Here is a 26,326-nt window from a genome sequence, read left to right on the forward strand (position 1 = left end):
CGCGGGCGCCCTTGTCGTTATCCAGAACCTGGTACTCTTACTCGCCGTAGGCCTCGGTGGGCAGGCAGCTGCAGAACAGGTTGCGGTCGCCGTAGACGTCGTCGATGCGGTTGACGGTCGGCCAGAACTTGGAGCGGCGCACCTCGACCGAGGGGAATACCGCCTGCTCGCGGCTGTAAGCACGGTTCCACTCGGCATCCATCACGTCGTCCTGGGTGTGCGGGGCATTGACCAGGGGGTTGTCCTCCAGGGTCCACTGGCCGCTCTGCACCTGGCGCATCTCCTCGCGGATCTGCTTCATGGCATGGATAAAGCGATCGATTTCCACCTTGGACTCGGACTCGGTCGGCTCGATCATCAGGGTGCCGGCCACCGGGAAGCTCATGGTCGGCGCATGGAAGCCGTAGTCCATCAGGCGCTTGGCCACGTCCATCTCGCTGATGCCGCACTCTTCCTTCAGCGGGCGCAGATCCACGATGCACTCGTGGGCCACCCGGTCGTTGCGGCCGCTGTAGAGGATGGGGAAGTCCTCGGCCAGGCTCTTCATCAGGTAGTTGGCGTTGAGGATGGCCACCTGGGTGGAGCGCTTGAGGCCTTCGTCGCCCAGCATGGCGACGTACATCCAGCTGATCGGCAGTATGCTGGCGGAGCCGAAGGGCGCCGCAGACACGGCGCCGTTGTCGCGGCTGTCCTTGCCGGTCTTGACCACGGCATGGCCGGCCACGAAGGGCGCCAGGTGCGCCTTGACGCCGATGGGGCCCATGCCGGGGCCGCCGCCGCCGTGGGGAATGGCGAAGGTCTTGTGCAGGTTGAGGTGCGACACGTCGGAGCCGATAAAGCCGGGCGAGGTGATGCCCACCTGGGCGTTCATGTTGGCGCCGTCCATGTACACCTGGCCGCCGTAGCTGTGGATGATGTCACAGATCTCGCGGATGCTTTCCTCGTACACCCCGTGGGTGGAGGGATAGGTGGCCATGATGCAGGCCAGGTTCTCGCCCGCCTCGGCGGCCTTGGCCTTGAGGTCGGCCATGTCCACGTTGCCCTTCTTGTCGCAGGCCACCACTATGACCTTCATGTTGACCATCTGGGCCGACGCCGGGTTGGTGCCGTGGGCCGAGCTCGGGATCAGGCAGATGTCGCGGTGCCCCTCATTGCGGGACTCGTGATACTTCTTGATGGCCAGCAGGCCGGCGTATTCGCCCTGGGCGCCGGAGTTGGGCTGGATGCAGATGGCGTCGTAACCGGTGACCTTCACCAGCCAGTCTTCCAGCTCGCCGATCATCTGCTGGTAGCCTTGGGTCTGATCCAGGGGCGCGAAGGGGTGGATCTGGGCGAACTCGGGCCAGCTCACCGGCACCATTTCGGCGGTGGCGTTGAGCTTCATGGTGCAGGAACCGAGCGAGATCATGCCGTAGTTGAGCGCCAGATCCTTCATTTCCAGCTTGTGGATGTAGCGCAGCATCTCGCTTTCGGAGTGGTACTGGTTGAACACCTCGTGGCTGAGGATGGGCTCGTCGCGCAGCAGGGCGGCGGGAATGGAGCCGGTACCCTTGGCGGCGACGGCGTCCAGCGCCTCCACCTCCAGGCCGTGGCCTGCCCCCAGGAAGAGGTCGAACAGCTGGGCCACATCGGCGCGGGTGGTGGTTTCGGACAGGGACACGCCCAGGGCGCCGTCCAGATCGGTGCGCAGGTTGACGCCGGCGGCCAGGGCGCGGGCGACGATGGCGTCCTTGTCAGCGGTGACTATGGTCAGGGTGTCGAACCAGCTGTCATGCTTCAATTGCACGCCCTTGGACTTGAGGCCCAGGGCCAGGATGTCGGTCAGGCGGTGGGTCCGCTCGGCGATGCGCTTGAGGCCCTCCGGGCCGTGGTAGACGGCGAAGAAGCTGGACATGTTGGCCAGCAGCACCTGGGCGGTACAGATGTTGGAGTTGGCCTTTTCCCGGCGGATGTGCTGCTCGCGGGTCTGCATCGCCATGCGCAGGGCCGGCTTGCCGCGGCTATCCCTGGACACGCCGATGATACGGCCCGGCAGGGAGCGCTTGTGCTCGTCGCGGGTGGCGAAGAAGGCGGCGTGGGGGCCGCCGTAGCCCATGGGCACGCCGAAGCGCTGGGCGTTGCCCAGCACCACGTCGGCACCCAGCTGGCCCGGCGCCTTGAGCAGCACCAGCGACAGGATGTCGGCGGCGACGCAGGCGATGCCCTTCTGGCTTTGCACCTTGGCGATCAGCGCCTGGATATCGCGGATCTGGCCGGTGGTGGACGGGTACTGGAACAGGGCGCCGAACAGCTCGTGCTCCACCACCGCCTCGGCGGGGGCCACGACAATGTCGAAGCCGTAATGCTCGGCCCGCTCGCGCACCACGTCTATGGTCTGGGGATGGACGTCATCGGCGATAAAGAAGGTGTTGGCCTTCTTGTTCTTGCTCACCCGCTTGGCCAGGGCCATGGCCTCGGCGGCGGCGGTGGCCTCGTCCAGCAGCGAGGCGCTGGCCAGGGGCAGGCCGGTGAGATCCTGGGTCATTTGCTGGAAGTTGAGCAGCGCCTCCAGCCGGCCCTGGGCGATCTCCGGCTGGTAGGGGGTATAGGCGGTATACCAGCCCGGGTTTTCCAGCACGTTGCGCTGGATCACCAGGGGCACATGGGTATCGTGGTAGCCCATGCCGATATAGCTCTTATATACCTTGTTCTGCTGGGCCAGTGACTTCAGGTAGGCCAGGGCCTCCACCTCGGTCCGGCTTGCACCGATGCCCAGCGGCTGGTCGTTCAGTATGCTGGCGGGTACGGTCTGGCGGATGAGATCGTCCAGGGACTCGGCGCCCACCACCGCCAGCATCTCGGCCACTTCCTGCTCGGAAGGCCCGATATGGCGGCCGATGAATGCGTTTTTCTGCTCAAGTTCTAACAAAGACTGGGTCATTTTCTTTCACTTCCTTAATAGGCCGGCAGCAGAGGGGCTGCCGGACCGGCAATGCGGCAGTTCAGAGGAGGACAAAGGGAACGGCTCCGCCGACCGTCACCTGCCAGGGATGGCAGGTGCGAGCGTACAGGGAGGTATTCACAGCGTGTCGGCGGAGCTGGCCCTTTGGCCGACCTGCAGCGAAAGTTCAGACTTTGTCGATACAATAAGCCCCCAAAAAGGGGGCTTGGGATCACTCTTCCTCGATGCTGTTCTCGTAGCCTTCGGCATCCAGCAGCTCGTCCAGATCGGACTCGTCGGCCAGCTTGATACGGAACAACCAGCCATCGCCGTAGGGGTCGGAGTTGACCAGCTCGGGGCTGTCTTCCAGATCCTCGTTCACGGCGATGATTTCACCGCTGACCGGGGCATAGATGTCTGACGCGGCCTTGACCGACTCGGCCACGGCGCAGTCTTCGCCCACGTCCACGGTGCGGCCCACCTCGGGCAGCTCAACAAACACCATATCACCCAACAGATCCTGCGCATGCTCGGTAATACCGACCACGGCTTCACCGTTTCCTTCCAGCCGTACCCATTCGTGAGAGCGGGCATACTTCAATTCACTGGGGATATTGCTCATCAGTTGTTCCTCTTGATTCTTAAAACTCGGCAACCGCTTGGCCGAAACGTACGAAAGTCGGCTTCACCACGGACACCGGCATCCATTTTTTACGCAGTTCCACTTCGGCATTGGCGCCTATGGAGCGCGGAACCCGCGCCAGGGCAATGCTGAAACCCAGTGTAGGCGAGAAGGTGCCGGAAGTGATAATGCCTTGTTGTTCATTACCTTGCTCATCGACAAAGCGCACCGGGGTACCGGCGCGCAGCACGCCTTTTTCCTTCATCACCAGGCCCACCAGCTTGGGCTGGTCGCCGGCCGCGCGCTGGGCCTCCAGCGCCTGGCGGCCGATAAAATCGCGCTCGGCGGGTTCCCAGGCGAGGGTCCAGGCCATATTGGCGGCCAGGGGGGAAATGGTTTCATCCATGTCCTGGCCGTAGAGGTTCATGCCCGCTTCCAGGCGCAGGGTATCCCGGGCACCCAGGCCGCAGGGGCGCACGCCGGCGTCCTTGAGCGCGTTCCACAGGGCGCCGGCCTCGTCGGCGGGGACCACGATTTCATAGCCGTCTTCCCCGGTGTAACCGGTGGTGGCGATAAAGAGGGAGCCGGCCTGCACCCCGAAGAAGGGCTTCATGCCGTCCACGGCGGCATTCTGCCCGGCGCTGAACACGGTGGCGGCCTTGGCCTTGGCCTTGGGTCCCTGCACCGCGATCATCGCCAGTTCGGGCCGCTCGGTGAGGGTCACGTCGAAACCGGCCGCCTGTTTGGCCATCCAGGCCAGGTCTTTCTCGCGGGTGGCGGAGTTGACTATCATGCGATAGTTGTCGGCGGCGAAATAATAGGTGATCAGATCATCGATGACGCCGCCCTGTTCGTTGAGCATGCCGCTGTACACGGCCTTGCCGGGCTGGGTCAGGCGGCCCACGTCGTTGGCCAGCAGCTTCTGCAGGAAGGCCTTGGCCTGGCTGCCCTTGACGTCCACTATGGTCATGTGGGAAACGTCGAACATGCCGGCGTCCTGGCGCACCACATGGTGTTCTTCCAGCTGGGAGCCATAGTTGATGGGCATGTCCCAACCGTGAAAATCCACCATCTTGGCACCGGCTTCCAGGTGCTGGGGGTGCAGAACTGTTTGCTGAGTCATGGCGCTTCCTTTTGTTTGAGGCCTGGCCTGTGAGCGATAATCCGGTATTGCCCCCCGATTATACTCAAGCCGGCCCGGGATAAAACCGCACCACACTCAAAAAAAACTTATCGTTTAATTTTTGAGGATAAAATGTGAGCTGACAAGCACTAGCCGTTTTAACGAAAGAAAGCGTTTGAATCAGCTCAAAACTTCAAAAATTAACAAAATATCAATATTTAAATTATGTTAATCCCTATTGATAAGCATAAGCGCAAATAGTTTGGCCAAAGGGCGCAGAAAAACAGCCATAGAAAAACTAATCATGAAAACCTGTCGGATTAGTTTTTCTCAAGGCTGGACAGCGCCGGCTGCAGGCCGCCGACACCCAGCGCATGAGCCGCCAGCTTGCGTTTTAGAGGGATCAGCCTGTCGGTCAGCCCCAGCCCCAGGCCACGCATCCCCTTCACCAGCGGATGGGCGGTGCCGAACAGCCGCTTGAGGCCTTCCATCGCCGCCAGCAGGGTGGCCGCTTCCGCCTTGCGCCAGCGCTCGAAGGCCCTCAGCCCCTGCAACTGGCCGATGTCCCGCCCCTGGTCGTGCAGCCGGGCCAGGGTGTCGGCCAGGGCGGCGGCGTCCTGCAGCCCCAGGTTGACCCCCTGCCCCGCCAGCGGATGTATGGTGTGGGCGGCATCGCCGATCAGGGCCCAGCGCGGACCACAGAACTGCTGGCTGAAGCGGGCCCGCAGGGGGATCGCCATGCGCGGCCCCAGCACCTCGCACAACCCCAGGCGCAGATCGAAGGCCGAGGACAACTGCTTGTTGAACTCGTCCTCGGGCAGGGCCGCCAGGGCTTCGGCCCGCTCCGGGGCAGAGGACCAGACGATGGAGCACTGGTGCGGATCGGCCAGGGGCAGGAAGGCCAGGATGTCGTTGCCGCGGAAAATCTGCCGGGCGGTCTGGCCATGGGGCTCGGCCGTGGCCACGGTCGCCACCAGGGCGCTGTGATCGTAATCCCACTCGGTCATGCCCGGCTGCAACTGCGCCCGCAGCCAGGAGCGGGCGCCGTCGGCCCCCACCAGCAGCCGGCCGGTGATCGGGGTGCCATCGTCGAGCAGCACGAAGGCCCCCTGCTCGCTCACCGAAACCGAGCGGGCCCGGGCCGGCAGGTGCAGGCTGATATGGGGGCATTGCCGGGCCCGGGCCAGCAGGGACTGCTGCAACAGCCGGTTTTCCACGATATGGCCCAAGTGGGGCTGGTTCAGCAGGGCGCCGGAAAAACCGATGCGGGCGGTGCTGTCCGCTTCCCACACTTCCATCTCGACATAGGGCCCCAGGCGCCCGCTCCGGGCCGGCCAGGCCTGCAGCCGTTCGAGCAGGGTCTGCGAGGCCAGATTGATGGCGCTGACCCTGTTGTCGGGAATGGCGGGCAGTTCACCCTTGTCCTCCTGCCCTTCGATCACCGCCACCTTGAACCCGCCGTGTTCCAGGGCCAGGGCCAGGGTCAGCCCGACCATGCCGCCACCGATCACGATAATGTCTGCCGCTTGCATTGCTTACCTCTTGCCCATGGCCCGCCAGGCCAGTTGATCCTTCCACGACTGACAGGCCGCCATGGCCATCAGCCCCAGGTTGCGTCCGGCCGCCAGGGCCGGGTTGTCGTTGGAAAACAGCAGCGTCAGCGCCGTGGTCAGGCCGACCACGGCGGCCTGATCCGGCTGCCGCTCCCGGCCGTAGCCCGACAAGACGCCATGGCTGCCGATATCCCGCCCTTCGGCCAGCGCCTGTCGCAGGGCCGCCACCAGGGCCGCCACGTCGCGCAGCCCCAGGTTGAAGCCTTGGCCGGCGATGGGGTGCAGCAGGTGGGCGGCGTTGCCCACCAGCACCAGCCGGTGGTGCCAGGGCCGCTCTACCTCGTCCAGCACCAGCGGATAACAGTGGCGCACGCCGGTGCGCTGCAAGCGCCCCAGGCGGTAGCCGAACTCCCGCTGCAACTGCCGCAGGAAGTGCTCGTCGTCGAGCGCCATAATGGCCTCGGCCCGGGCCGTGGATGCACACCACACCAGCGAACAACGATCGGCACTCATCGGCAGCAATGCGATAGGGCCTTCCCTGGTGAACCGTTCGAAGGCCTGCCCCCGGGGGGGCTCGGCGGCCTGGATATTGGCGATCACCGCGCTCTGGCCATAATCCAGTTGCCGGCTGGCCAGCCCCAGTTGCCGGCGCACCACCGAGCGATGGCCATCGGCGGCCACCAACAGGGAGGCGCTGAAGGCGGCGCCGTCGTCCAGGGTCAGCGCTATGTCATCGGGCTGCTGGACAAATGCCTTGATCCTGGCCGGGCACAGCAGCCGGATATTGGGCCGCTCGGCCATCTGCCGGTATAACACTTGCCCCACCGGATTCAGCTCCACCACGTAGCCCAGGGCCGGCACCCGGTATTCGGAGGCCGCCATCTGCAGCTGACCGAAATGGCCCTGGTCGGATACCTGTATATGGGTAATGGGGGTCGCCAGTGGCGCCAGTCGCTCCCAGAGCCCGAGCTGTTCCAGCAGTTGCCGGCTGTGCCAGGCCAGGGCGATGCTGCGGGCATCGAACCCCGGATGGGCCTCGAAATCAGGAGCGGCGGCCTCGATCACGGCGATATTGAGCGCCGAACCGTCGGCCCGGCGCAAGGCACTCAGGCCGAGGGCCAGGACGGCGCCGGCCATGCCGGCACCGTTGATTACCACGTCAAAATGGGTCATAGCGCTGCTAGCAGTATCGTTATTAATGCAGGGTGGGCCGCCGGGCAACCGGCTGGCCGGTGCCGAACTCTTCGAAAGCCAGGGTGGCACCCAGTTTCAGGTGTTCGTACAACACCACAAAAGCGGCTTCGCTTTCTTCGTCTTCCTGCTCGAATTCGCCGGAAACCTGGGTGATATTGCTGATATCCTGGATCATCTCCTGCAATTCGGGCGAGGCCTTGTTCAGCTCCTGCTGCACCATGCCGAATCCGGCCAGGAAGGCGCCGGCCCATTCCATCATGGCATCCAGACGGTCATCCAGCGGTTCATCGTCCTCGGGCATCAGCAACTCGAAGCGGCTCTGGCTGAGCAGTTCCTCGTATACCCGGTAAAACAACATATTCACCGCTTTTTTCACGTCGGCAGATAATCCGAAGCCGTCATTCAGCAGATCGTTGAAGTGCTGTTGCCAACGGGCATCGTCCTTGGCCATGCCACCACAGATCAAACCGCAGATAACGCCATGCACCTCGGCGGCGGTAGCCACCATATTATGTTGTTCCAGCAGGGTGGTGAAGGCATCGTAGTTGAGACGGGCGTTGTCGTTCATCATTTACTCGATTGGCGAAAAGGTGGCTCATATTATCCCGGATCCTAGCACTGTGGCCCAGCCCAGGCCAGCAACCCCTTGAAACTTCTGGTTCGCCGCTATATAGTCGCCACAATTTTATTGCCTATTGCAAGCCACCTGAGGACCACATGACCACAGCGGCAATCGACATCGTTATTCTCGGGCGCCCGTACAAGGTGGCCTGTCCCGCGGGACAGGAAGCGGCATTGCAGCGGGCGGCCACCATGCTCAACGAGCGGATCCGCAGCTTCAAGCAAGGCGGCAAGTCGGCGTCCAACGAGCAGATCGCCATCATGCTGGCGCTCAACGTCTGCCATGAGCTCGAGCTTGAAAAAGACAAGAATCATCAATATGCTGACGCCATGGATAAACGCATCAAGATGTTGCAGCATACCATTGAGGATGCGCTGGTCAGCAAAGTAGGTTAGGCGTTACAATCAGTTTTGTTTTCCCTGGGGTGTTCGTCAGTTGGGTGGCGTCCCTGAGCCGATATCAACAGCACAGGAAAGTCGCGTTATCTGCTATTGAGCATGCTCGGCCCGACCGAGACGCCTGCGGCAGGTACCGGGTTTCCGCCTTGAACCATAGGGTTCAAGGACTAACACCTGCAACGGCACCCTGGGGACCCTCTTCTAGTCCGGCGAATTCATGGTCCAAGATCAACCCAAAAACCCCCTGCACGGCATTACCCTGGAAGCCCTGCTGACCGAGCTGGTCGAGCGTTACGGCTGGGAAGAGCTGGCTCGGCGGGTCAATATCAACTGCTTCAAGCAGGATCCCAGCATCAAGTCCAGTCTCAAGTTCCTGCGCCGCACCCCCTGGGCCCGCACCGAGGTCGAGGCGCTCTACCTGCGCCTGAAAAACAGCCCCTGGAACCGCTGACGGCCGCTTTGCATTGCCGGCGAAGACTGCGATAAGCTGCCGCTAGTCTCTTTTTACCGGAACCCGCCATGAGTGACAGACACCAGATCAGGCAGCAGATACGCCAGGCCCGCCGCCGGCTGACCGAGACCGAGCAGGACGCCGCGGCCCGCATCATAGCAGAGCGGGTGGCCGGCACCCCCCACCTGGCCTCGGCCCGGCGGGTGGCGCTGTACTTGGCCAACGACGGCGAGCTCGACCCCCAGCCGCTGATCGACTGGTACTGGTCCCGGGGCGCCCAGGTCTACCTGCCGGTGCTGCACCACTTCAGCCCGGGCCACCTGCTGTTTCTGCGTTACGATCCGGACACGGCGCTCATCGCCAACCGCTTCGGCATTCCCGAGCCCCGGCTCGATGTGCGCCTGCTGCTGCCCAAGGCGGAGCTGGAGCTTATCTACACTCCCCTGGTGGCCTTCGACGCCGCCGGCAACCGCATGGGCATGGGCGGCGGCTTCTACGACAGAACCCTGTCCGGCTGGCACCGGGGCCAGGGTCCGCGCCCGGTGGGCCTGGCCCACGACTGCCAGCAACTGGCCGCCATTCCCACCGACCACTGGGACGTGCCCCTGCCCGAGCTGCTCACCCCCAACCGGCACTGGCGCTGGTAAAAGCCGCATGCAAGGCAGGCCGCCTTTGCTATAATGCGCGCCACCTTTGCAGGAGACAGCACAGTCATGACACAAGACGAAATGAAAAAGGCCGCCGGCTGGGCGGCGCTGGAGTACGTGACCCCGGGCACCCTGGTGGGCGTGGGCACCGGCTCCACCGTCAACCACTTTATCGACGCCCTGGGTTCCATCAAGGACCAGATCAAGGGCGCCGTGTCCAGCTCCGAGGCCTCCACCGCCCGGCTGCGGCAACTGGGCATCGAGATTTTCGATCTCAACGACGTCAGCGAACTGGCGGTCTATGTGGATGGCGCCGATGAAATCGACGGCGCCATGGCGATGATCAAGGGCGGCGGCGCGGCCCTGACCCGGGAGAAAATCGTGGCCGCCGTGGCCGACAAGTTCGTGTGCATCGTCGACGGCACCAAGACGGTGGACGTGCTGGGCACCTTCCCGCTGCCGGTGGAAGTGATCCCCATGGCGCGGGAGTACGTGGCCCGGGAGCTGGCCAAGCTCGGCGGCAGCCCCGTCTACCGGGAAGGGGTGGTCACCGACAACGGCAACCAGATCCTGGATGTCCACGGTCTGAAGATCACCGATCCCAAGGACCTGGAAAACCGCATCAACGCCATCGTCGGCGTGGTCACCAACGGTCTCTTCGCCGAGCGTGGCGCCGATGTGCTGCTGATCGGCACCCCCGAGGGCGTGGTGCGCAAGGGCGCCTGATCCCGCCCGGGCCAGGCGTTCTGTCTGGCCCTTCTCCTTCCGTTATACCTCCCTAATTATTTTCACATAAAAACAGATCTTGCCAAGGGCTATATAACCCTCTACATTACGCCAATCGCTATTACTTTTTTATACAACGCTAAATGACACCCTGCTACCTTGGATGGAGCCAACACCGATGAAATGGATACCTGGTCTGCTGCTGGCCCTGGGGCTTTCCTTCACCGCCCAGGCGGAAAAGTTCACCATCGCCGCCGCCTCGGATCTGCGCTACGCCCTGGACGAGATCCTCGAGGGGTACAAGGCCGAACACCCGGACCAGCGGGTGGAGGTGATCTATGGCTCTTCCGGCAAGATGACCACCCAGATCATCAACGGCGCCCCCTATGACGTGTTCTTCTCCGCCGACATAGCCTTCCCGGAAAAGCTCAAGGAGGAAGGCCTGACCGCCACCGAGCCGGAAGTCTACGCCATCGGCCGCATCGTGCTCTGGAGCAAGACCCAGGACGCCAGCCGGCTCACCCTGGCGGATCTGACCCGGGACGACATCAAACGTATTGCCATCGCCCAGCCGGCCCATGCCCCCTACGGCGCCCGAGCCCAGGAAGCGATGACCGCGACCGGCGTCTGGGACCAGGTACAGGACAAGCTGGTGTTCGGGGAAAATATCGCCCACACCGCCCAGATGGTGGCGTCGGAGGCGGCCGATGTGGGTATCATCGCCCTCTCCCTGGCGCGCTTTCCGGATCTGGCCAGCCACGGCCATTACCTGATCGACGACCGGTTGCACCAGCCCCTGACCCAGGGCTATGTGGTCACCAAAAGGGCCGAGCACAACGAGGCGGCCAGGGGCTTCGCCCGCTATATGGCAACCGAACCGGCCCACGTCATCATGGAAAGATACGGCTTTCTGCTGCCCGCCAGCCAGCCCTGAACCGCCGGGCCGAGGGCCCTTGTCAACGAGAAAGGAGACCCTGTTATGCTCAGCCTGAGTCCCAGCGATTGGGTCGCCATCCAGGTCACCCTCAAGCTCTGTCTGTACAGCACCCTGATCCTGCTGGTCATCGCCACCCCCCTGGCCTGGTGGCTGGCCGGCCCCCGCTCCCCCCTGCGCATCGCGGTGCAGGCGCTGGTGGCCCTGCCCCTGGTACTGCCGCCGACGGTGCTCGGTTTCTACCTGCTGATCACCCTGGGCCCCCGCGGCTGGATCGGCGGCACCCTGGAGTCCCTGGGGCTCAATCATCTGGCCTTCACCTTCGAGGGCATACTGATAGGCTCGGTGATCTACTCCCTGCCCTTCGCGGTGCAACCCCTGCAGGAGGCCTTTACCGCCCTGGGCCGGCGCCCGCTGGAGGTGGCCGCCTCCCTCGGCGCCGGCCCCCTGGATCGCTTTTTCACCGTGCTGTTGCCGCTCAGCCGGGGCGGCTTCGTGATCGCCGCCACCCTCAGCTTCGCCCATACCCTGGGCGAGTTCGGGGTGATACTGATGCTGGGCGGCAGCATCCCCGGCCAGACCAAGGTGCTGTCCACCACCATCTACGATCACGCCGAAGCCATGAACTACGACGCGGCCCACAGCCTGTCGCTGCTGCTGCTGGTGTTCGCCTTTCTGGTGCTGTTCGTGGTCTATGCCGTCAGCCGCCGTTTCGAGAGCGTCCGCCTATGAGCCTTGTTGTCAAAGCCCGGCTGCAACGCCAGGATTTCGAGCTGGATGTGGACTTTTCCCTGCCGCTGGACGGGGTCACCGCCCTGTTCGGCCGCTCCGGCTGCGGCAAGACCACGCTGCTGCGCCTGATCGCCGGCCTGGACAAGGTGCCGGAGGCCGAGGTCCGCTTCGGCGACCAGCGCTGGCAGCAGGGCCGCCACTTCCTGCCCCTGCACCGGCGGCGCATCGGCCTGGTGTTCCAGGAGCACAGCCTGCTGCCCCACCTGTCGGTGCGGGGCAACCTGGAGTACGGCCTGCGCCGCACCCCGGTGGCGGAGCGGCGCCTGAGCCTGGCCGAGGTGGCGGCCATGCTGGGCATAGAGGCGCTGCTCGAGCGCGCCATCGACCGGCTGTCCGGCGGCCAGCGCCAGCGGGTGGCCCTGGGCCGTGCCCTGCTCGCCAGCCCCCGCCTGCTGCTGCTGGACGAACCCCTGTCGGCCCTGGATACCCAGACCAAGCGGGAGATCATGCCCTTCCTCTCCCGCCTGGCCCGGGAGGCCGGCGTGCCCATACTGATGGTGACCCATGCCCCGGAGGAGGTGGAGCGGCTGGCGGATCGGGTGCTGTTTATGAGCCGGGGACGGGTCGACGCCATCTCCCCCCTGCGGGAAGCCCTGGTGCGCCCCGACTCTCCCCTGTTCGACGAGGAAGGGCCGGTTTCCGTGCTGGAGGGTCGGCTGGGCGAGCGTGACCGGCACGGCCTTTATCCCTTCCACACGGCGGCCGCCACCCTCTGGGCCGGCGCCCGGGGCACCCCGCCCGCCACCAGCCGGCGCCTGCGCATCCTGGCCCGGGATGTCAGCCTGGCCCTGGAGGAACCGGGCCGCCTCAGCATCCGCAACCGCCTGCCGGTGCACATCACGCAAATCGGCCCGGCGGTGGAAGGCCACCAACTGGTGATCTGCCGGCTGGCCGACGGCCAGCCCCTGCTGGCGGAGCTGACCGCCTGGTCCGTGGCCGAGCTGGCCCTGGCCCCGGGCATGTCGGCCCATGCCCTTATCAAGTCCATGGCCCTGCTGGAATAAGGCGCCGGGCAGTTGAGGCCGCCCGGCTTTCCGGGGACAATGCCCTTTTTACTCGGTAGATGAATATGGATCTGGAACTCCTGCTCAGCCTGCACCGCGAGGGTCGGCTGTTCGTCAACCCCAAGCGCATCCGCCTGCTGGAATGCATTCGCGAACAGGGCTCCATCAGCCAGGGCGCCAAGGCCGCCGGCATCAGCTACAAGTCGGCCTGGGACGCGGTGCGCGAGATGAACGAGCTGGCCGGCCGCCCCCTGGTGGAGAGCGAGGCCGGCGGCAAGGGCGGCGGCGGCGCCCGCCTTACCCCCTATGGCGGGCGGTTGCTCAAGATCTACCATCTGCTGGCGCAGATAGAGCGGATGGCGGTGGACGCCCTGCAGGACGAGGCCGCCTCCCTCGACAGCCTGCTGGCGGTGGTGGCGCGCTTCGGCCTGCAGACCAGCGCCCGCAACCAGTTCTTCGCCCGGGTGGAAGGGCTGGACCCGAGCGATCTCAGCCGCAAGGTCCGGCTGCGGCTGGACGGCGGCGCCCTGCTCTACGCGGACATCACCGAGCAAAGCTGCCGGCGGCTGGGACTGACGCCGGGCAAGGAGGTACTGGCGCTGATCAAGGCGCCCTGGGTCGCCGTTGAAACGGCGCCGGAAGACGACACCCGCAACCGCCTGGCCGGCACCATCGTCGAGGTGGCCAGCGGCGAGCAGTTCAACGAAATTACCCTGCGGCTGGATCAGGGCCATGATATCCACGCCCTGCGCCCGGCCCAGGAGCCCCTGCCCGCCCCGGGCAGCCGCGCCTTCGCCTGCTTCGCCCCCGACCAGGTGATCCTCGCCACCCTGGGTTAAAAAACAGCTGGAAGACGTAAGCTGGAAGCTGGAAGTAAAACCATTTTGCCTGCTGAGCCGGCGTCGTACCCGTCAATATTGAGGTAACGGCGGTACGGCACCACATAAACAAAAGCCGGAAGCCGAGTCTGCCCACCCACTCGGTTTGCTTCCAGCTTCCAGCCTCAAGCATCCAGCTTCAGAGCATTTTGCGGATCACATAGTGCAGTATGCCGCCGTGGCGGTAGTAGGTGAGTTCCTCCCCGGTGTCGATACGGCAGCGCACCTGGATCGCCCGCTCCTTGCCGTCGGCATCCGTTATCTCCACCGTCAGCGTCTTGCCGGGCGTCAGCGCGTTCAGGCCGCGGATGCCGAGCCGCTCGTCTCCTTTTAGCCCCAGGCCGGCGGCACTGTCGCCGATAAACTCCAGCGGCAGCACGCCCATGCCGATCAGGTTGGAGCGGTGGATACGCTCGAAGGACTCGGCAATCACCGCGTGCACCCCGAGCAAGCGGGTGCCCTTGGCCGCCCAGTCGCGGCTGGAGCCGGTGCCGTATTCCTTGCCGGCCACCACCACCAGGGGGATCCCTTCCTCCCGGTAGCGCATGGCCGCGTCATAGATGGCCAGTTGCTCGCCGCTGGGGTAATGGCGGGTTTCCCCTCCTTCCACCCCGTCCAGCATCAGGTTGCGGATGCGGATATTGGCGAAGGTGCCGCGCATCATCACCTCGTGGTTGCCGCGTCGGGAACCGTAAGAGTTGAAGTCCCGCTCCGCCACCCCCAAGGATTGCAGATACTTCCCGGCCGGACTGGACGCCTTGATGTTGCCGGCCGGGGAGATATGGTCGGTGGTAACCGAGTCGCCCAGTATCGCCAACAACCGGGCGTCTTCAATATCGCGCACCGGCTCGGGCTCCTTTGCCATGGTGCTGAAAAACGGCGGATGCTGAATATAGCTGGAATCCGGCTGCCACTCGAAGGTGCTGCCACCGGCAACCTGAATCGCCTGCCAGCGCGCGTCGCCCTCGAACACCTCGGCGTATTCCTTGCGGAACATCTCGCTGTTCACCTGCTCCACCGCCTTATGGATGGCCTGCTGGGAAGGCCAGATATCCTTGAGGTAAACGGGCTTGCCGTCCTTGCCGGTACCGAGCGGGTCTTGGCTCAGGTCGATCTTCATGCTGCCGGCCAGGGCGTAGGCCACCACCAGGGGGGGCGAAGCCAGCCAGTTGGTCTTGACCAGGGGATGGATGCGCCCCTCGAAGTTGCGGTTGCCCGACAGCACCGAGGCGACGGTCATGTCCTCCTGCCGGATAGCCTGCTCGATGGGCTCGGGCAGGGGGCCCGAGTTGCCGATACAGGTGGTGCAGCCGTAACCCACCAGATAAAAGCCGAGCCGCTCCAAATAGGGCATCAGCCCGGCTTGCTTGAGATAGTCGGTCACCACCTTGGAGCCCGGGGCCAGGGAACTCTTGACCCAGGGCGCGCGGGCCAGGCCTTTTTCCACCGCCGCCTTGGCCAGCAGGCCGGCGGCCATCAGCACGCTGGGGTTGGAGGTATTGGTGCAGGAAGTGATGGCGGCGATCACCACGGCGCCGTCCTGTAGCCGATGGCTCTGGCCGTCGAGGGTGAATTCGGTACCCTCCAATGATCGGTCGGCGCCCACCGCGGTCTGACCGCCCTCGTCTTCGAGCCGGCTTTGCTGGGGCGCCTCCACCCTGATCTGGCTGTTGAGGCCGAAGGCCGCCGGCACCCGCGACAGTGGCACCCTGTCCTGGGGCCGTTTGGGCCCGGCCAGGCAGGCTTCTACCTGGCTCATGTCCAGGCTCAGGGTGTCGGTGAACACCGGCTCGTCACCGGGATGGCGCCAGAGCCCCTGGGCCTTGCAGTAGGCCTCGACCAGTTCGATATGTTCGTCGTCGCGGCCGGTCAGCCGCAGATAGCGCAGGGTTTCTTCATCCACCGGGAAGAAGCCGCAGGTAGCGCCGTATTCCGGTGCCATGTTGGCGATGGTGGCCCTGTCCGCCAGCGGCAGGGTCGCCAGGCCGTCGCCGTAGAATTCCACGAACTTGCCCACCACCCCTTTCTTGCGCAGCATCTCGGTGACGGTGAGCACCAGATCGGTGGCGGTGATGCCCTCGCGCAGCCGGCCGCTCAGTTTGAAGCCCACCACCTCGGGGATCAGCATGGACACCGGCTGGCCCAGCATCGCCGCCTCCGCCTCTATGCCGCCCACGCCCCAGCCGAGCACGCCCAGGGCGTTGATCATGGTGGTGTGGGAGTCGGTGCCCACCAGGGTGTCGGGGCAGACGAGGGGGTCGCCCTCGCCGGGCAGGCGCCACACCGTCTGGCCCAGGTATTCCAGGTTGACCTGGTGGCAGATGCCGGTGCCGGGCGGCACCACCCGGAAGTTGTCGAAGGTCTGCTGGCCCCAGCGCAGGAAGGCGTAGCGCTCGCCGTTGCGGGCCATTTCCAGGTCCACGTTGGTGGCGAAGGCCTGGTCATCGGCGAAGGCGTCCACCATCACCGAATGGTCGATCACCAGATCCACCGCCGACAGCGGGTTGACCTTTTCCACCTCGCCACCGAGGCGCTTCACCGCCTCGCGCATGGCGGCCAGATCCACCACCGCCGGTACCCCGGTAAAATCCTGCATCAACACCCGCACCGGACGAAAGGCGATCTCCCGCTCGCTGGTACCGCCATTCAGCCAGTCGGCCATGGCGGCGATATCATCGGGGCCCACGCCGTCCTGGCCCTGGTGGCGCAGCAGGTTTTCGGCGAGCACCTTGAGGGACTTGGGCAGGCGGGCCAGGGCCTGCCCATCGGGCAGTTTTTGCAGGCTGTAGTAAAGATAGGACTGCTGGTTCAGCGTCAGCGTACCGGTAAAGGGCGCATTCGGACGGAAAGACATGGCTCCTCCTTGCTTGTTGGGCATGGCCGGCGGCAAAGCGGACGACTTGCCGCTTGTCTCCGTTGAACAATTATTTAGGCACAGTCGGGACAACAAATAAAGCGACTGGTTAAAATCAGACCGGCCCGCCCTTTTTGCGCCGGATAAGTAGGCAATACTGTTACTGAAACTGCAGAAACGAATATTTTTCGGTTCAGCCCCGTTTTTTCTTGTTGGCGCAACCCCACCGGATAGCGTAGATAGAGGGCCTGAACTTTCTCCCTGGTAGCACAACGGATAGAGAGCCGTGCCGAACACATGAAAATAGCCATCCTTTCACGCAATGCATCCCTTTACTCCACCCGCCGCCTGCAGGAAGCGGCCGAGGTCCGGGGGCATGAGGTCACCATTATCGATGCCCTCAAGTGCTACATGAACATCAACGACAACAAGCCTTCCATCCATTACCGTGGGCGGGAGCTGGATCAGTTTGACGCGGTGATCCCGCGCATCGGCGCCACCATTACTTTTTACGGCACGGCGGTATTGCGTCAGTTCGAAATGATGGGCTGTTATTCACTCAATCATTCCGCCGCCATCAGCCGCTCGCGCGACAAGCTGCGCTCACTGCAACTGCTGTCCGGCCAGGGCGTGGGCATGCCGATTACCGGCTTTGCCTGCAAACCCGATGACGTACCGGACCTGATCGACATGGTCGGCGGCGCCCCCCTGGTGATCAAGCTGCTCGAGGGTACCCAGGGCATAGGAGTGGTGCTGGCGGAAACCCGCAAGGCGGCGGAGAGCGTGCTGGAGGCCTTTATGGGCCTCAAGGCCAATATCATGGTGCAGGAGTTTATCGAAGAGGCCAACGGCGCCGATATCCGCTGCTTCGTGCTGGGTGACAAGGTCATCGCGGCCATGAAACGCCAGGCCAGGGAAGGCGAGTTCCGTTCCAACCTGCACCGGGGCGGCGAAGCCCAGCTGATCCGCATCACCCCGGAAGAACGCAAGACCGCCATCGCCTCCGCCAGGGCCATGGGCCTGAACGTCGCCGGGGTAGACCTGCTGCGCTCCAAGCGCGGCCCCCTGGTGATGGAAGTCAACTCCTCACCGGGCCTGGAAGGCATAGAGCAGGCCACCGGCAAGGATGTGGCGGAGCTGATGATCCAGTACATCGAAAAACACGCTCACAAAAAATCGAAGACCCGGGAGCGCGGTTGATGGTCGCGCCCTTTCATATCGCCGGCACCGAGATTGCGCCCGGTAGCCGCCGGGTACTGCAACTGGCCCTGGCCCAGCTCTACACCCAGTCGCCACTGACGGTGCCGCTGGAGGTGGTACACGGCAGGCGGCCCGGCCCGGTGTTGCTGATCTGTGCCGCCATTCACGGCGATGAACTCAACGGCATCGAAATCGTCAATCAGGTACTGGCCAAGATAAGCCCGGCCCGGCTGAAAGGCACCCTGGTGGCGGTGCCGGTGGTCAATGTGTTCGGCTTTATCCACAAGTCCCGTTACCTGCCCGACCGACGGGACCTGAACCGCTGTTTTCCCGGCTCGGAAAAGGGCTCTCTGGGCTCGCGGGTGGCCCATTTTTTCGTGGATGAAATCGTCAATAAGTGCACCCATATCGTGGATCTGCACACCGGCGCCATCCACAGATCCAACCTGCCCCAGATCAGGGCCAAGCTCGACTGCGATATCACCCGGCAGCTGGCCGATACCTTCGGCGCGCCGGTGATCCTGGACGCCAGTATCCGCGACGGCTCGCTCAGGGCGGTGGCGGAAAGCCGTGGCATACCGGTGATCCTCTATGAAGCGGGAGAAGCGCTGCGCTTCGAACCGCTGGCCATCAAGGCCGGCACCCGGGGGATCCTGAACGTGATGCGCACCCTCGGCATGCTGAAACCGGTCAGCGGCAAAGCCAAGGTCCAGCCCATGATAGCCAAATCCAGTACCTGGATCCGTGCCGAGCAGGACGGTCTGCTGCACCTCAAGGCCCGGCTGGGCGACCGGGTCGGCAAGGGCCAGTGCCTGGGCACCATTACCGCACCGCTGGGCGCGAATGGCTGCGAGGTCATCGCCCCCAAGAGCGGTATCGTGATCGGTTGTCTGACCATGCCGCTGGTCAACGAGGGGGATGCGATCTGCCATATCGCCAGCTTTGATGCGGTGAAACAGGCGGAAATCAGCGTGGAGCGCTTCGTGGACGAGCTGGATATCCGCCCGGAAATGCTATAGCCCGCAACGGGCAAAGGGAACAACCGGCGATGGGAGCAACAAAAAGCCCGGTTTCCCGGGCTTCTAGCTTCTAGCTTCTAGCTTCTAGCTTCTAGCTTCTAGTGCAGGATCCGGGCACGAATGGTGCCGTCGATGGCCTTGAGTTTGGCCAGGGCCTGCTCGCTCTGGGCGGTTTCCACGTCGATCACCACATAACCGATTTTCGGGGAAGTTTGCAGATACTGGGCCGCGATATTGATATTATCGTTGGCGAACGCCTGGGCGATCTGGCTCAGGATACCGGGTTTGTTGTGGTGAACGTGCAGCAGGCGGCTGGTACCGGAATGCTCGGGCAGGGACACTTCCGGGAAGTTGACCGCCGACAGGGTGGAGCCGTTATCGGAGTATTTGACCAGCTTGCCGGCCACTTCGTAGCCGATGTTTTCCTGGGCTTCCTGGGTGGAGCCGCCGATATGGGGTGTCAGGATGACGTTGTCGAACTCCCGCAACGGCGACATGAACTCTTCATCGTTGGACTTGGGCTCCACCGGGAAGACATCGATGGCGGCCCCGGCAATATGCTTGCTCGCCAGGGCGGCGGCCAGGGCGTCGATATCGACCACGGTGCCGCGGGACGCGTTGATCAGGATGGCGCCCGGCTTCATCATCGCCAGCTCTTCGGCACCAAACATGTTCTTGGTCTGAACGGTTTCAGGCACATGCAGCGACACCACGTCGGACATGTTCAACAGTTCTTCCAGGCTGGCAATCTGGGTGGCGTTACCCAGGGACAGCTTGTTCTCGATGTCGTAATAGAACACCTGCAAACCGATGCCTTCGGCAATAATGCCCAGTTGGGTACCGATATGGCCGTAACCGATAATGCCGAGCTTCTTGCCCCGCGCTTCGAAAGAATGAGTGGCAGTCTTCTGCCAGATGCCCCGGTGAGCCTGGGCATTGCGTTCGGGAATGCCGCGCAGCAACAGCAGCAGCTCGCCCAGCACCAGTTCGGCCACACTGCGGGTGTTGGAGAAAGGGGCGTTGAACACCGGAATGCCGCGGATTTCCGCCGCTGCCAAATCGACCTGGTTGGTCCCGATGCAGAAACAGCCGATGGCCACCAGCTTGTCGGCGGCGTCCAGTACGGCTTCGGTCAGTTGGGTGCGGGAACGGATACCGACGAAATGCACGTCTTTGATGCGTTCCTTAAGTTCATCTTCTGCCAGGGAGGTCTTCAGGTAGTCGATATTGCTATAGCCAGCATTTTTGAAGGAATCAACAGTACCCGGATGCACCCCTTCCAGTAATAAAATTTTAATTTTTTCTTTATCTAAAGAATAGTTAGCCATTACCTGGTCCTTTATGACAACTGCGTTATAGGACCATAAAGTATCAAAAACATCGGCTTTAGGGAATTTCTGTAATCAAGGTCACGTTTTTTTAAGTTATAAATTTTTTTTTAATCATTGCGGGGGGCCCGGCCTCGGCTATCGGCCGGCTCCGAACAACAAATCCGGGGAAGATTGCCCTTCCCCGGCACGACTTACTTCAGGGTGAACACCACCTGCACCGAATCACTGAACTGGATGTCGTTCTGTACATAGCTGGCGTCCAGACTTTCCGCCGAAGCCATCTTTGCCATCATGCCGAAAGGCCGCGGCAGTATGGGCCCCTGGCTCTGGTACTCTATGGCATAGACCTCGCCCAGGCTGCGGCCGAAGCCTTTGGCCAGCTCCTCGGCCAGACTCCTGGCATTGGCCACCGCCGCCAGCCGGGCCTCCCGGCGCACCTCGTCGGCATCACGCTTGCCGTAGCTGACCTGTTGGATGCTCTGGATGCCTTGCTCCAGTATCTTGTTGAGGGCCGGGCTCAACAGTTCCAAATCGTACAGCCGCACCGTGATTTGCCGCTCGGCCAGGTAACCGTTCAGCTCGGGGCCGCCACCGTCTTTCGGATAACGATAGTCGGGGCGGGTAATGACATTGCCACTGTCGATATTTTCCTTGCCGATGCCCAGCGTAGCCAGACTGCTGAACAGGGTGGCGACCTTGGTGTCGACCTCTTCCTTCGCTTCCCGGCTTTCCGGCTTGAGTGCGGTCACCGACACCGACAGGGTCGCCATGTCGGGCTCAACCCGGATTTCCGATTGCCCCTGGGTGACCAGATGGGGGGCATCGGGCACCGCGATGGCGAAAGTGGCGGAACTGAACAGCAGGGGGAGCAGCGACAGGCTGCCGAGAGGGGAAATACGCATGACAATGCCTCATGATGGAAGTGACCTGGGTCTGACCCGGATGGGACCGACCGGTTCAATCATGATGATGATACACCGCCAGCCAGTTGATCACATCGTCGATTATCTCGCTGTTCAGCCCGGCTGTGCCAGGGCCAGTCGCAGGGGGGATTTCTTCCGGCGCCATCACTTCATCCAGAATGTCATCTATATCCGGCAGCACCAGTTCACTGACGGTATTGTCGGTCATCGCCGGCTCGGAGGGCGGCAACAGGGGCTCGTCCTGCAGTAAAATATCATGGATTCCGTCCTCCATCGGCGACAGCAGACGATCACCCCGTTCATCCAGCAGTATTACCTCATCGGCTCCCCCCGGGCCCAGCAAGGACCACTGTTGAGCCGCAAAGTCGATGGAGAAGGCCGCCAGCGGCTCCCCTTCCCCATCGAACAGTTCAACCTGCTCCAGGGTACTGCCCGGCAACAGCCATGGCATATTGATGCCATCGTCCACCAGTATGTCCTGTCCGTTCCAGTGGTAACTGACGCCCTGGAGCAGTACCTCTTGTATCTTTGCCATCACAGGCTCCGCAGTAAAACTGGGCGGCCCATGGCCACCCATTACCTACTTATCTACACCGATAGATGGATCATCAAGCATGTGCTGAATCAGGTGTAGATCACTCCCTGCTCCCGATCCCGCCAGCAAGTCCGTATCTCCAGAATGGCCTGACGACTGCCCATGTTGATGGAACGAAGCGTTATCCTGGCCACCGCTCTGATCGCCGAACAGATCGTCCTCCCCTTCCGTGAGCAGATCACTGAGTTCGAAATCGTCCTCGTTTGTATCCTTATTCTCTGCTTTGCCTTCACCCATTGTTTTCGGGGCCAGCGGGCTTGTCGGGCCCTTCGGATCTGTCGGGTCCTTCGGATCCATCGAGTCTTTCGGGTCCTTCGGATCCATCGGGTCTTTCGGGTCCTTCGGATCCATCGGGTCTTTCGGGTCCTTCGGATCCATCGGGTCTTTCGGACCTATCGGGTCTTTCGGACCTATCGGGTCTTTCGGACCTATCGGGTCTTTCGGATCTATCGGGTCTATCGGGTCTATCGGGTCTATCGGACATATGGGGTCTATGGGGTCTATGGGGTCTATCGGATCTATCGGATCTATCGGGTCCTTCGGATCTATCGGGTCCTTCGGATCTTTCGGGTCTACCGGGCAATCGGGATTCTCTCCGCCGTTATCGCCGCCGCCACCGTTATCACCGCCGCCACCGTTATCGCCGCCGCCGCCGTTATCACCGCCGCCACCGTTATCACCGCCGCCACCGTTATCACCGCCGCCCGGTAGTGTCGCTTCGGCCGCCCGAAGCAATGCATCCAAATCGGTTTCTCGCGGATTATCGAAAGCGATGGGATTGAACGCGGTTAAAAAACCCGCTTCCGGCTGGGTGTAACCACCAATACGTTCAACCACAACAAAGCCGCCGTTGCCACTGTTGATATCTCCTTCATCGGCAGCCGCAGTTGCGGTTGCCGGACCGGCTGCCGGCGCCTCAAACAATTCGGTCGGATCCAGACCGGCGAGAATGGCTTCCTGAATCGCCTCAATATCCTGGGTTGCTGCGTCATCCACCAGCGCAAGGTTTTCCCCCGCTAACTGGAGATTATCGTCAAAGACAATTCGGGTATTATCGTCGGTCACCAAAATCACGCCCGCTAACAAGACCTGCCCAGGTGCAACGGACTGTAAGGTACCGTCCTGGCTGATGATATAAGCCCGGCCTTCCATGCTGACTATTTGAACAGCTTTATCTATCCTGCTTGTGTTCATGGCTCTCTTCCCTTTTTCGCCTGTCATACATCAAGGCTAGGGCCGAAAACCGCGTACGTCCTACAGAAAAAATAGGTGCTTACCAGGGAAAAAATGCCTGTTCATACGAAAAAACAGAACGATTAGTCGAGTATCCGAGGGGGGCTGATAAAGCCCTGATAAGCATCAATATACAGTCTTTTGAGCAGCTCTACCTGGTGGCCGGACTGCACCCGGGTGGCAATGGTCATGGCCTCCATATGGCGGGCAAGGCGACATATGGCTGTCAAAAATGCCTCATCAAAGTCCGGTTCGGTCACCTGAGCCGTATAGCCGTGATCCAGCTTGACATAGCAGGGCCTGAGTTTACCCAGGTGGCTCAGCAAGCCGAAGTGACGGCCGAAATGGTCAATTCCCCAGCTCAGCTCCACTTTGGCCAGAACCCTAGTCAAGTCTCCCATGCCGAAGGCAAAGGCACTTTCCGGTATTTCCAACACCAATCGCTGCGCCGGGCCCCGATGTTGTTCCAGCAGCTTTTCCAAGGAACACCAGAATGCCGGCTGGTGGCAGCTTTGGGGGGTAAGATTGACGGCAAGCTTGAGATCTGGCCGGGCCGCAAGAAAAGACAACGCCCGAGTTAAAATATGGCGATCAAGTAGCACACCGAGTTTGAACTGTTCAATCACTGGCAGGAACTCACCGGCATGGTAGAGCTTGCTGCCTTGGCGGATATGGGCAAACAGCTCGTCATGAACATGCTCACCCGAGAAGTCCAATACCGCCTGGGTCGTAAATTCAAATCCATCTTCTGCCAGGGCCGTTTCAACCAGCTGCTTCCAGGCCTGGCGCCCCATATCATCCGCGGTTCGCCCCTGCTCCACCACAACGGCTCCGGTATGCTCCCTTCTCGCCTTACCCAGGGCATTGTCGGCACGCGCCAGCAGCAGCCCAATATCATCGCCTGGCTGAATGACGGCCATGCCCACGACTGACGCCTCCCCTTCACTGAGAAGCTCCACCATCAGCTCCCCAATGGTGCCGTTGATTGTCTCCCCGAACCGGGTCAGCAACTCGGTGTCTGAAACAGGTATAAGCAAGGCATATTCATAGGCTGAAAGACGAGCCAGGGCATGATCACCAAACTGACGGCACAGTTGACGCAGACGTTCACCTACAGAGAAAATCATCTGGTCCCTCGCAGCAAATCCCTTTTCCTGATAAAGCCGTTCAAGTACGTCGACCGATACAAGCACCACGGCACCGCCGCTGCCATCCCCCATCCAGGACTGACTCTGGGAAATGAAATAAGCCCGGTTTCCCAGCCCCGATGTTTCATCCAGAAAGGCCTTGTGGCGTAGCCGTTCCGCCTCATCGGCCTGCTCGTTGAACTGCATTTCCAACTTGGTCGCCATGGTATTAATCGCTGCCACGACCTCCCGGAGTTCCCGGGTGACCGGTAAGGGAATGGGCTTGCCGAAGTGGTGCAACTCTATTTCCCGGGCCTGAACTTCAATATCATGCAGGGGTTTCAACAGGTAGCGTAACGCCACCACCAACAGCCCCCAACTCAGGAAGAAACAAACCAGAAACCAGGTCGCCAGCCGACTCATCCCCTGCCACAACTCATAGTAAGCCTGCCCGGGATGCCCTTCCACATACAAGTGGCCCAGCTGCATCCATCCCGAAGTCAGCACGGCATCCTGTCTTGCCCCCTCGAAGAGATCCAGGCCGATAAACCATGCCGGAACCCGTGATGGCAAGGCCCTGTGCTCGCGTACAATCTGTTGTTCCGAAGCCAGTAAGTCCAGGCGTACCATCCGATAAAAACCACCATCGAAAACCGCGTTGATAATGGATTCAGCTCCAAGGGTATCGCTGCTCTCCAGGTATGGCGTCAACGCCAGACCAAGAGCCGTCACCGTATTCGACACCGTAGTATGTTGTTGTTGTGCCAAATAGCTTCGAGTAGAGCTGAACTGCACCGAATACGCCGTGACAAACAGCACGGCAAACAGCAATAGCATGGTCAACAGGAGTTGTCGGTACAGGGTCATAGTCATTCATCCAGGTTTATAATCGGTCGCTGCAGCCGCCTCACATCAACCCTGCCGCGTAACTCATTCCAAAGTGAAAGCCGGGAGGACTCTCCCGCCAGTTCCCCCTGCCCTCTTGCCCGCATCAGCCATAGATGCTGCCCGTTAAAACTGTAAATAGGTTCAAGATCGGTACGCTCTGTCGCCGCTCTGATACTAAATTCAAGATTATCCAGAATAAGGGGTATAGCGTTGGGAGTGGGGTAATAGGCTACTACCATATGGAATTGATTCAGACGTAACGCCTTGACATAAACCAATCTTAACTTGGCGTCGTCAATACCAAGTTCCAGCAGGGAAAAATACTTGGCAATACTGAAGTCTTCGCAGTCGCCGCCCCCCGCACCTAAAAACTCCAGGGGGGTGGTCCAGTAATCATCTTTACCCCAGAGCTTGATATCATCGATAAACAGCTGGCGGTTAAAAAAAAGATTGACCCGAGACAGCGCTTCTTGCTCACTCCATCCGGCAGACTGGCCCTCGCGAATAAGCTGCCGCCAATGTTGTGTTCGCCGGGCGGCAGGCTCACCATAAAACTGGCGTACCGCCACAATCATATTTTCATCCTCTCCCAGTAACGACTGGGCTGGCAGTCCGAGTACGCCCCCCCAGACCACCAGCCCCAACCACCAGGAAAGCCGCCGCCACATTAAAGAAAAGGGGGATCAACGCTCAACACTGTATACATCCCAGCGCATCCTGACGGCACCCCGGGAACTGGTCAAGGCACCTACCACCCGTCGGTTAGCCGCATGAGATTGCTCGTCGCTCCCCATCAGCATCGGGCGGGTATCACCATAGCCAATGATCTCCAACCGCTCTCCACTGACACCACTTTGTATCAATGCCTGCCGTACTGTTTCGGCTCTCCGTTTGGACAAGGCGACATTGTAATCACGAGGACCAACCTGGCTGGCGTGGCCTTCCAACAACAATCTTAAGTTGGGGTTGTCCTCCATAAACGCAGCCATCTGATTGATCTCATCCTGGTATTCAGAAGTTATCAGGGATCTGTCATGAGCAAAAAGAATCGTCAGATCATGCTGTAAAATCTGAGTATCACCAAGATGACACCCATCATTGTCTACCGAGGATCTCGTCGGTGAATCCAGACAGTTGTCCCTGGCCGTAATGACCCCATCCCAATCCGGATCGCTCAGATCATAGGCAGGTCGGGTTTCACGCTCAGGCTCCGCGGTCAGATTAAGGTTGCCACAGGCAGTGAGTGGAATAATTAACGCTAACAGAGTCCATGTTTTCATTTTCTTTCTCCT

The 26,326-nt window shown here is 61.8% G+C and carries 24 protein-coding genes and 1 other RNA gene; 11 read left to right on the top strand and 14 right to left on the bottom strand.

The features are described 5' to 3' along the window. Positions 1 to 37 precede the first annotated feature (37 nt). The 6 genes from gcvP to JKV55_RS12420 all read right to left on the bottom strand — a co-directional run bounded on the left by gcvP (position 38) and on the right by JKV55_RS12420 (position 7,980). A complete protein-coding gene (gene gcvP, locus JKV55_RS12395; RefSeq protein WP_202085846.1) occupies positions 38 to 2,920 on the bottom strand; it encodes an aminomethyl-transferring glycine dehydrogenase in 2,883 nt (960 codons plus the stop codon). A 232-nt stretch (positions 2,921 to 3,152) separates the two neighbouring features. After that, entirely contained in the window at positions 3,153 to 3,542 is a 390-nt protein-coding gene (gene gcvH / locus JKV55_RS12400; RefSeq protein ID WP_094037887.1) for a glycine cleavage system protein GcvH, read from the bottom strand. Between the two features lie 19 nt (positions 3,543 to 3,561). Continuing rightward, positions 3,562 to 4,665 carry a glycine cleavage system aminomethyltransferase GcvT gene (gene gcvT, locus JKV55_RS12405; RefSeq protein ID WP_202085847.1) on the bottom strand — a complete coding sequence of 368 codons (1,104 nt, stop codon included), beginning with the start codon at positions 4,663 to 4,665 and terminating at the stop codon, positions 3,562 to 3,564. Between the two features lie 320 nt (positions 4,666 to 4,985). Then, a complete protein-coding gene (locus JKV55_RS12410) occupies positions 4,986 to 6,197 on the bottom strand; it encodes an FAD-dependent monooxygenase (RefSeq protein ID WP_202085849.1) in 1,212 nt (403 codons plus the stop codon). Positions 6,198 to 6,200: 3 nt separating this feature from the next. Further along, positions 6,201 to 7,391 carry a 2-octaprenyl-6-methoxyphenyl hydroxylase gene (gene ubiH / locus JKV55_RS12415; protein ID WP_202085851.1) on the bottom strand — a complete coding sequence of 397 codons (1,191 nt, stop codon included), beginning with the start codon at positions 7,389 to 7,391 and terminating at the stop codon, positions 6,201 to 6,203. Positions 7,392 to 7,413: 22 nt separating this feature from the next. Next, on the bottom strand, positions 7,414 to 7,980 hold the full coding sequence (locus JKV55_RS12420) for a UPF0149 family protein (protein ID WP_202086890.1): 567 nt from the start codon (positions 7,978 to 7,980) through the stop codon (positions 7,414 to 7,416). 149 nt (positions 7,981 to 8,129) lie between these two features. On the opposite strand from JKV55_RS12420, the gene JKV55_RS12425 reads away from it, so the two are divergent. From JKV55_RS12425 to JKV55_RS12465, 9 genes are all read left to right on the top strand, one after another. After that, positions 8,130 to 8,429: a cell division protein ZapA gene (locus JKV55_RS12425; RefSeq protein ID WP_202085853.1), complete on the top strand. Its 300-nt coding sequence runs from the start codon at positions 8,130 to 8,132 to the stop codon at positions 8,427 to 8,429. Between the two features lie 18 nt (positions 8,430 to 8,447). Further along, positions 8,448 to 8,630, top strand: a non-coding RNA gene (gene ssrS / locus JKV55_RS12430) — 6S RNA. Positions 8,631 to 8,649: 19 nt separating this feature from the next. After that, positions 8,650 to 8,883, top strand: a complete 234-nt coding sequence (locus JKV55_RS12435) for a VF530 family protein (protein ID WP_202085855.1) — start codon at positions 8,650 to 8,652, stop codon at positions 8,881 to 8,883. 68 nt (positions 8,884 to 8,951) lie between these two features. Continuing rightward, positions 8,952 to 9,530: a 5-formyltetrahydrofolate cyclo-ligase gene (locus JKV55_RS12440; protein WP_202085857.1), complete on the top strand. Its 579-nt coding sequence runs from the start codon at positions 8,952 to 8,954 to the stop codon at positions 9,528 to 9,530. A 66-nt stretch (positions 9,531 to 9,596) separates the two neighbouring features. Further along, positions 9,597 to 10,256: a ribose-5-phosphate isomerase RpiA gene (gene rpiA, locus JKV55_RS12445; RefSeq protein WP_202085859.1), complete on the top strand. Its 660-nt coding sequence runs from the start codon at positions 9,597 to 9,599 to the stop codon at positions 10,254 to 10,256. 178 nt (positions 10,257 to 10,434) lie between these two features. Continuing rightward, on the top strand, positions 10,435 to 11,190 hold the full coding sequence (gene modA, locus JKV55_RS12450) for a molybdate ABC transporter substrate-binding protein (RefSeq protein WP_202085861.1): 756 nt from the start codon (positions 10,435 to 10,437) through the stop codon (positions 11,188 to 11,190). Positions 11,191 to 11,244: 54 nt separating this feature from the next. After that, positions 11,245 to 11,922, top strand: a complete 678-nt coding sequence (gene modB / locus JKV55_RS12455; protein ID WP_202086898.1) for a molybdate ABC transporter permease subunit — start codon at positions 11,245 to 11,247, stop codon at positions 11,920 to 11,922. Then, positions 11,919 to 12,986, top strand: coding sequence for a molybdenum ABC transporter ATP-binding protein (gene modC / locus JKV55_RS12460; protein WP_202085863.1), 1,068 nt, complete (start codon positions 11,919 to 11,921; stop codon positions 12,984 to 12,986). The genes modB and modC overlap by 4 nt, the downstream gene beginning before the upstream one ends. A gap of 65 nt (positions 12,987 to 13,051) precedes the next feature. Beyond that, on the top strand, positions 13,052 to 13,825 hold the full coding sequence (locus JKV55_RS12465; protein ID WP_202085871.1) for a TOBE domain-containing protein: 774 nt from the start codon (positions 13,052 to 13,054) through the stop codon (positions 13,823 to 13,825). 178 nt (positions 13,826 to 14,003) lie between these two features. Here JKV55_RS12465 and acnA read toward each other — a convergent pair whose 3' ends face one another. Then, positions 14,004 to 16,718 (bottom strand): aconitate hydratase AcnA, encoded by a 2,715-nt coding sequence (gene acnA, locus JKV55_RS12470; protein ID WP_202085874.1) that lies wholly within the window; start codon positions 16,716 to 16,718, stop codon positions 14,004 to 14,006. A 297-nt stretch (positions 16,719 to 17,015) separates the two neighbouring features. On the opposite strand from acnA, the gene rimK reads away from it, so the two are divergent. Together rimK and JKV55_RS12480 are read left to right on the top strand one after the other, a co-directional pair. Further along, complete coding sequence (gene rimK, locus JKV55_RS12475; protein ID WP_202085876.1) at positions 17,016 to 17,918, top strand: 30S ribosomal protein S6--L-glutamate ligase; 903 nt, start codon at positions 17,016 to 17,018, stop codon at positions 17,916 to 17,918. Beyond that, a complete protein-coding gene (locus JKV55_RS12480; protein WP_202085878.1) occupies positions 17,918 to 18,937 on the top strand; it encodes a succinylglutamate desuccinylase/aspartoacylase family protein in 1,020 nt (339 codons plus the stop codon). Before rimK ends, JKV55_RS12480 begins: the two co-directional genes overlap by 1 nt. Before the next feature lie 98 nt (positions 18,938 to 19,035). On the opposite strand, the gene serA is transcribed toward JKV55_RS12480, so the two are convergent. The 7 genes from serA to JKV55_RS12515 all read right to left on the bottom strand — a co-directional run bounded on the left by serA (position 19,036) and on the right by JKV55_RS12515 (position 26,314). After that, on the bottom strand, positions 19,036 to 20,265 hold the full coding sequence (serA, locus tag JKV55_RS12485) for a phosphoglycerate dehydrogenase (RefSeq protein ID WP_202085880.1): 1,230 nt from the start codon (positions 20,263 to 20,265) through the stop codon (positions 19,036 to 19,038). A gap of 194 nt (positions 20,266 to 20,459) precedes the next feature. Then, positions 20,460 to 21,170, bottom strand: a complete 711-nt coding sequence (locus JKV55_RS12490) for an SIMPL domain-containing protein (RefSeq protein WP_202085890.1) — start codon at positions 21,168 to 21,170, stop codon at positions 20,460 to 20,462. 55 nt (positions 21,171 to 21,225) lie between these two features. Further along, positions 21,226 to 21,726, bottom strand: a complete 501-nt coding sequence (locus JKV55_RS12495) for a hypothetical protein (protein WP_202085892.1) — start codon at positions 21,724 to 21,726, stop codon at positions 21,226 to 21,228. A gap of 45 nt (positions 21,727 to 21,771) precedes the next feature. After that, positions 21,772 to 22,980, bottom strand: coding sequence for a retention module-containing protein (locus JKV55_RS12500; RefSeq protein WP_202085899.1), 1,209 nt, complete (start codon positions 22,978 to 22,980; stop codon positions 21,772 to 21,774). 122 nt (positions 22,981 to 23,102) lie between these two features. Further along, positions 23,103 to 25,013 (bottom strand): EAL domain-containing protein, encoded by a 1,911-nt coding sequence (locus tag JKV55_RS12505; protein WP_202085901.1) that lies wholly within the window; start codon positions 25,011 to 25,013, stop codon positions 23,103 to 23,105. 2 nt (positions 25,014 to 25,015) lie between these two features. Then, a complete protein-coding gene (locus JKV55_RS12510) occupies positions 25,016 to 25,702 on the bottom strand; it encodes a transglutaminase-like cysteine peptidase (RefSeq protein ID WP_202085905.1) in 687 nt (228 codons plus the stop codon). 15 nt (positions 25,703 to 25,717) lie between these two features. After that, positions 25,718 to 26,314: an OmpA family protein gene (locus tag JKV55_RS12515; RefSeq protein WP_202085907.1), complete on the bottom strand. Its 597-nt coding sequence runs from the start codon at positions 26,312 to 26,314 to the stop codon at positions 25,718 to 25,720. Positions 26,315 to 26,326 lie beyond the last annotated feature (12 nt).

Source organism: Zobellella iuensis, assembly GCF_016746085.1.
In the GTDB taxonomy this organism is placed as follows: domain Bacteria; phylum Pseudomonadota; class Gammaproteobacteria; order Enterobacterales; family Aeromonadaceae; genus Oceanimonas; species Oceanimonas iuensis.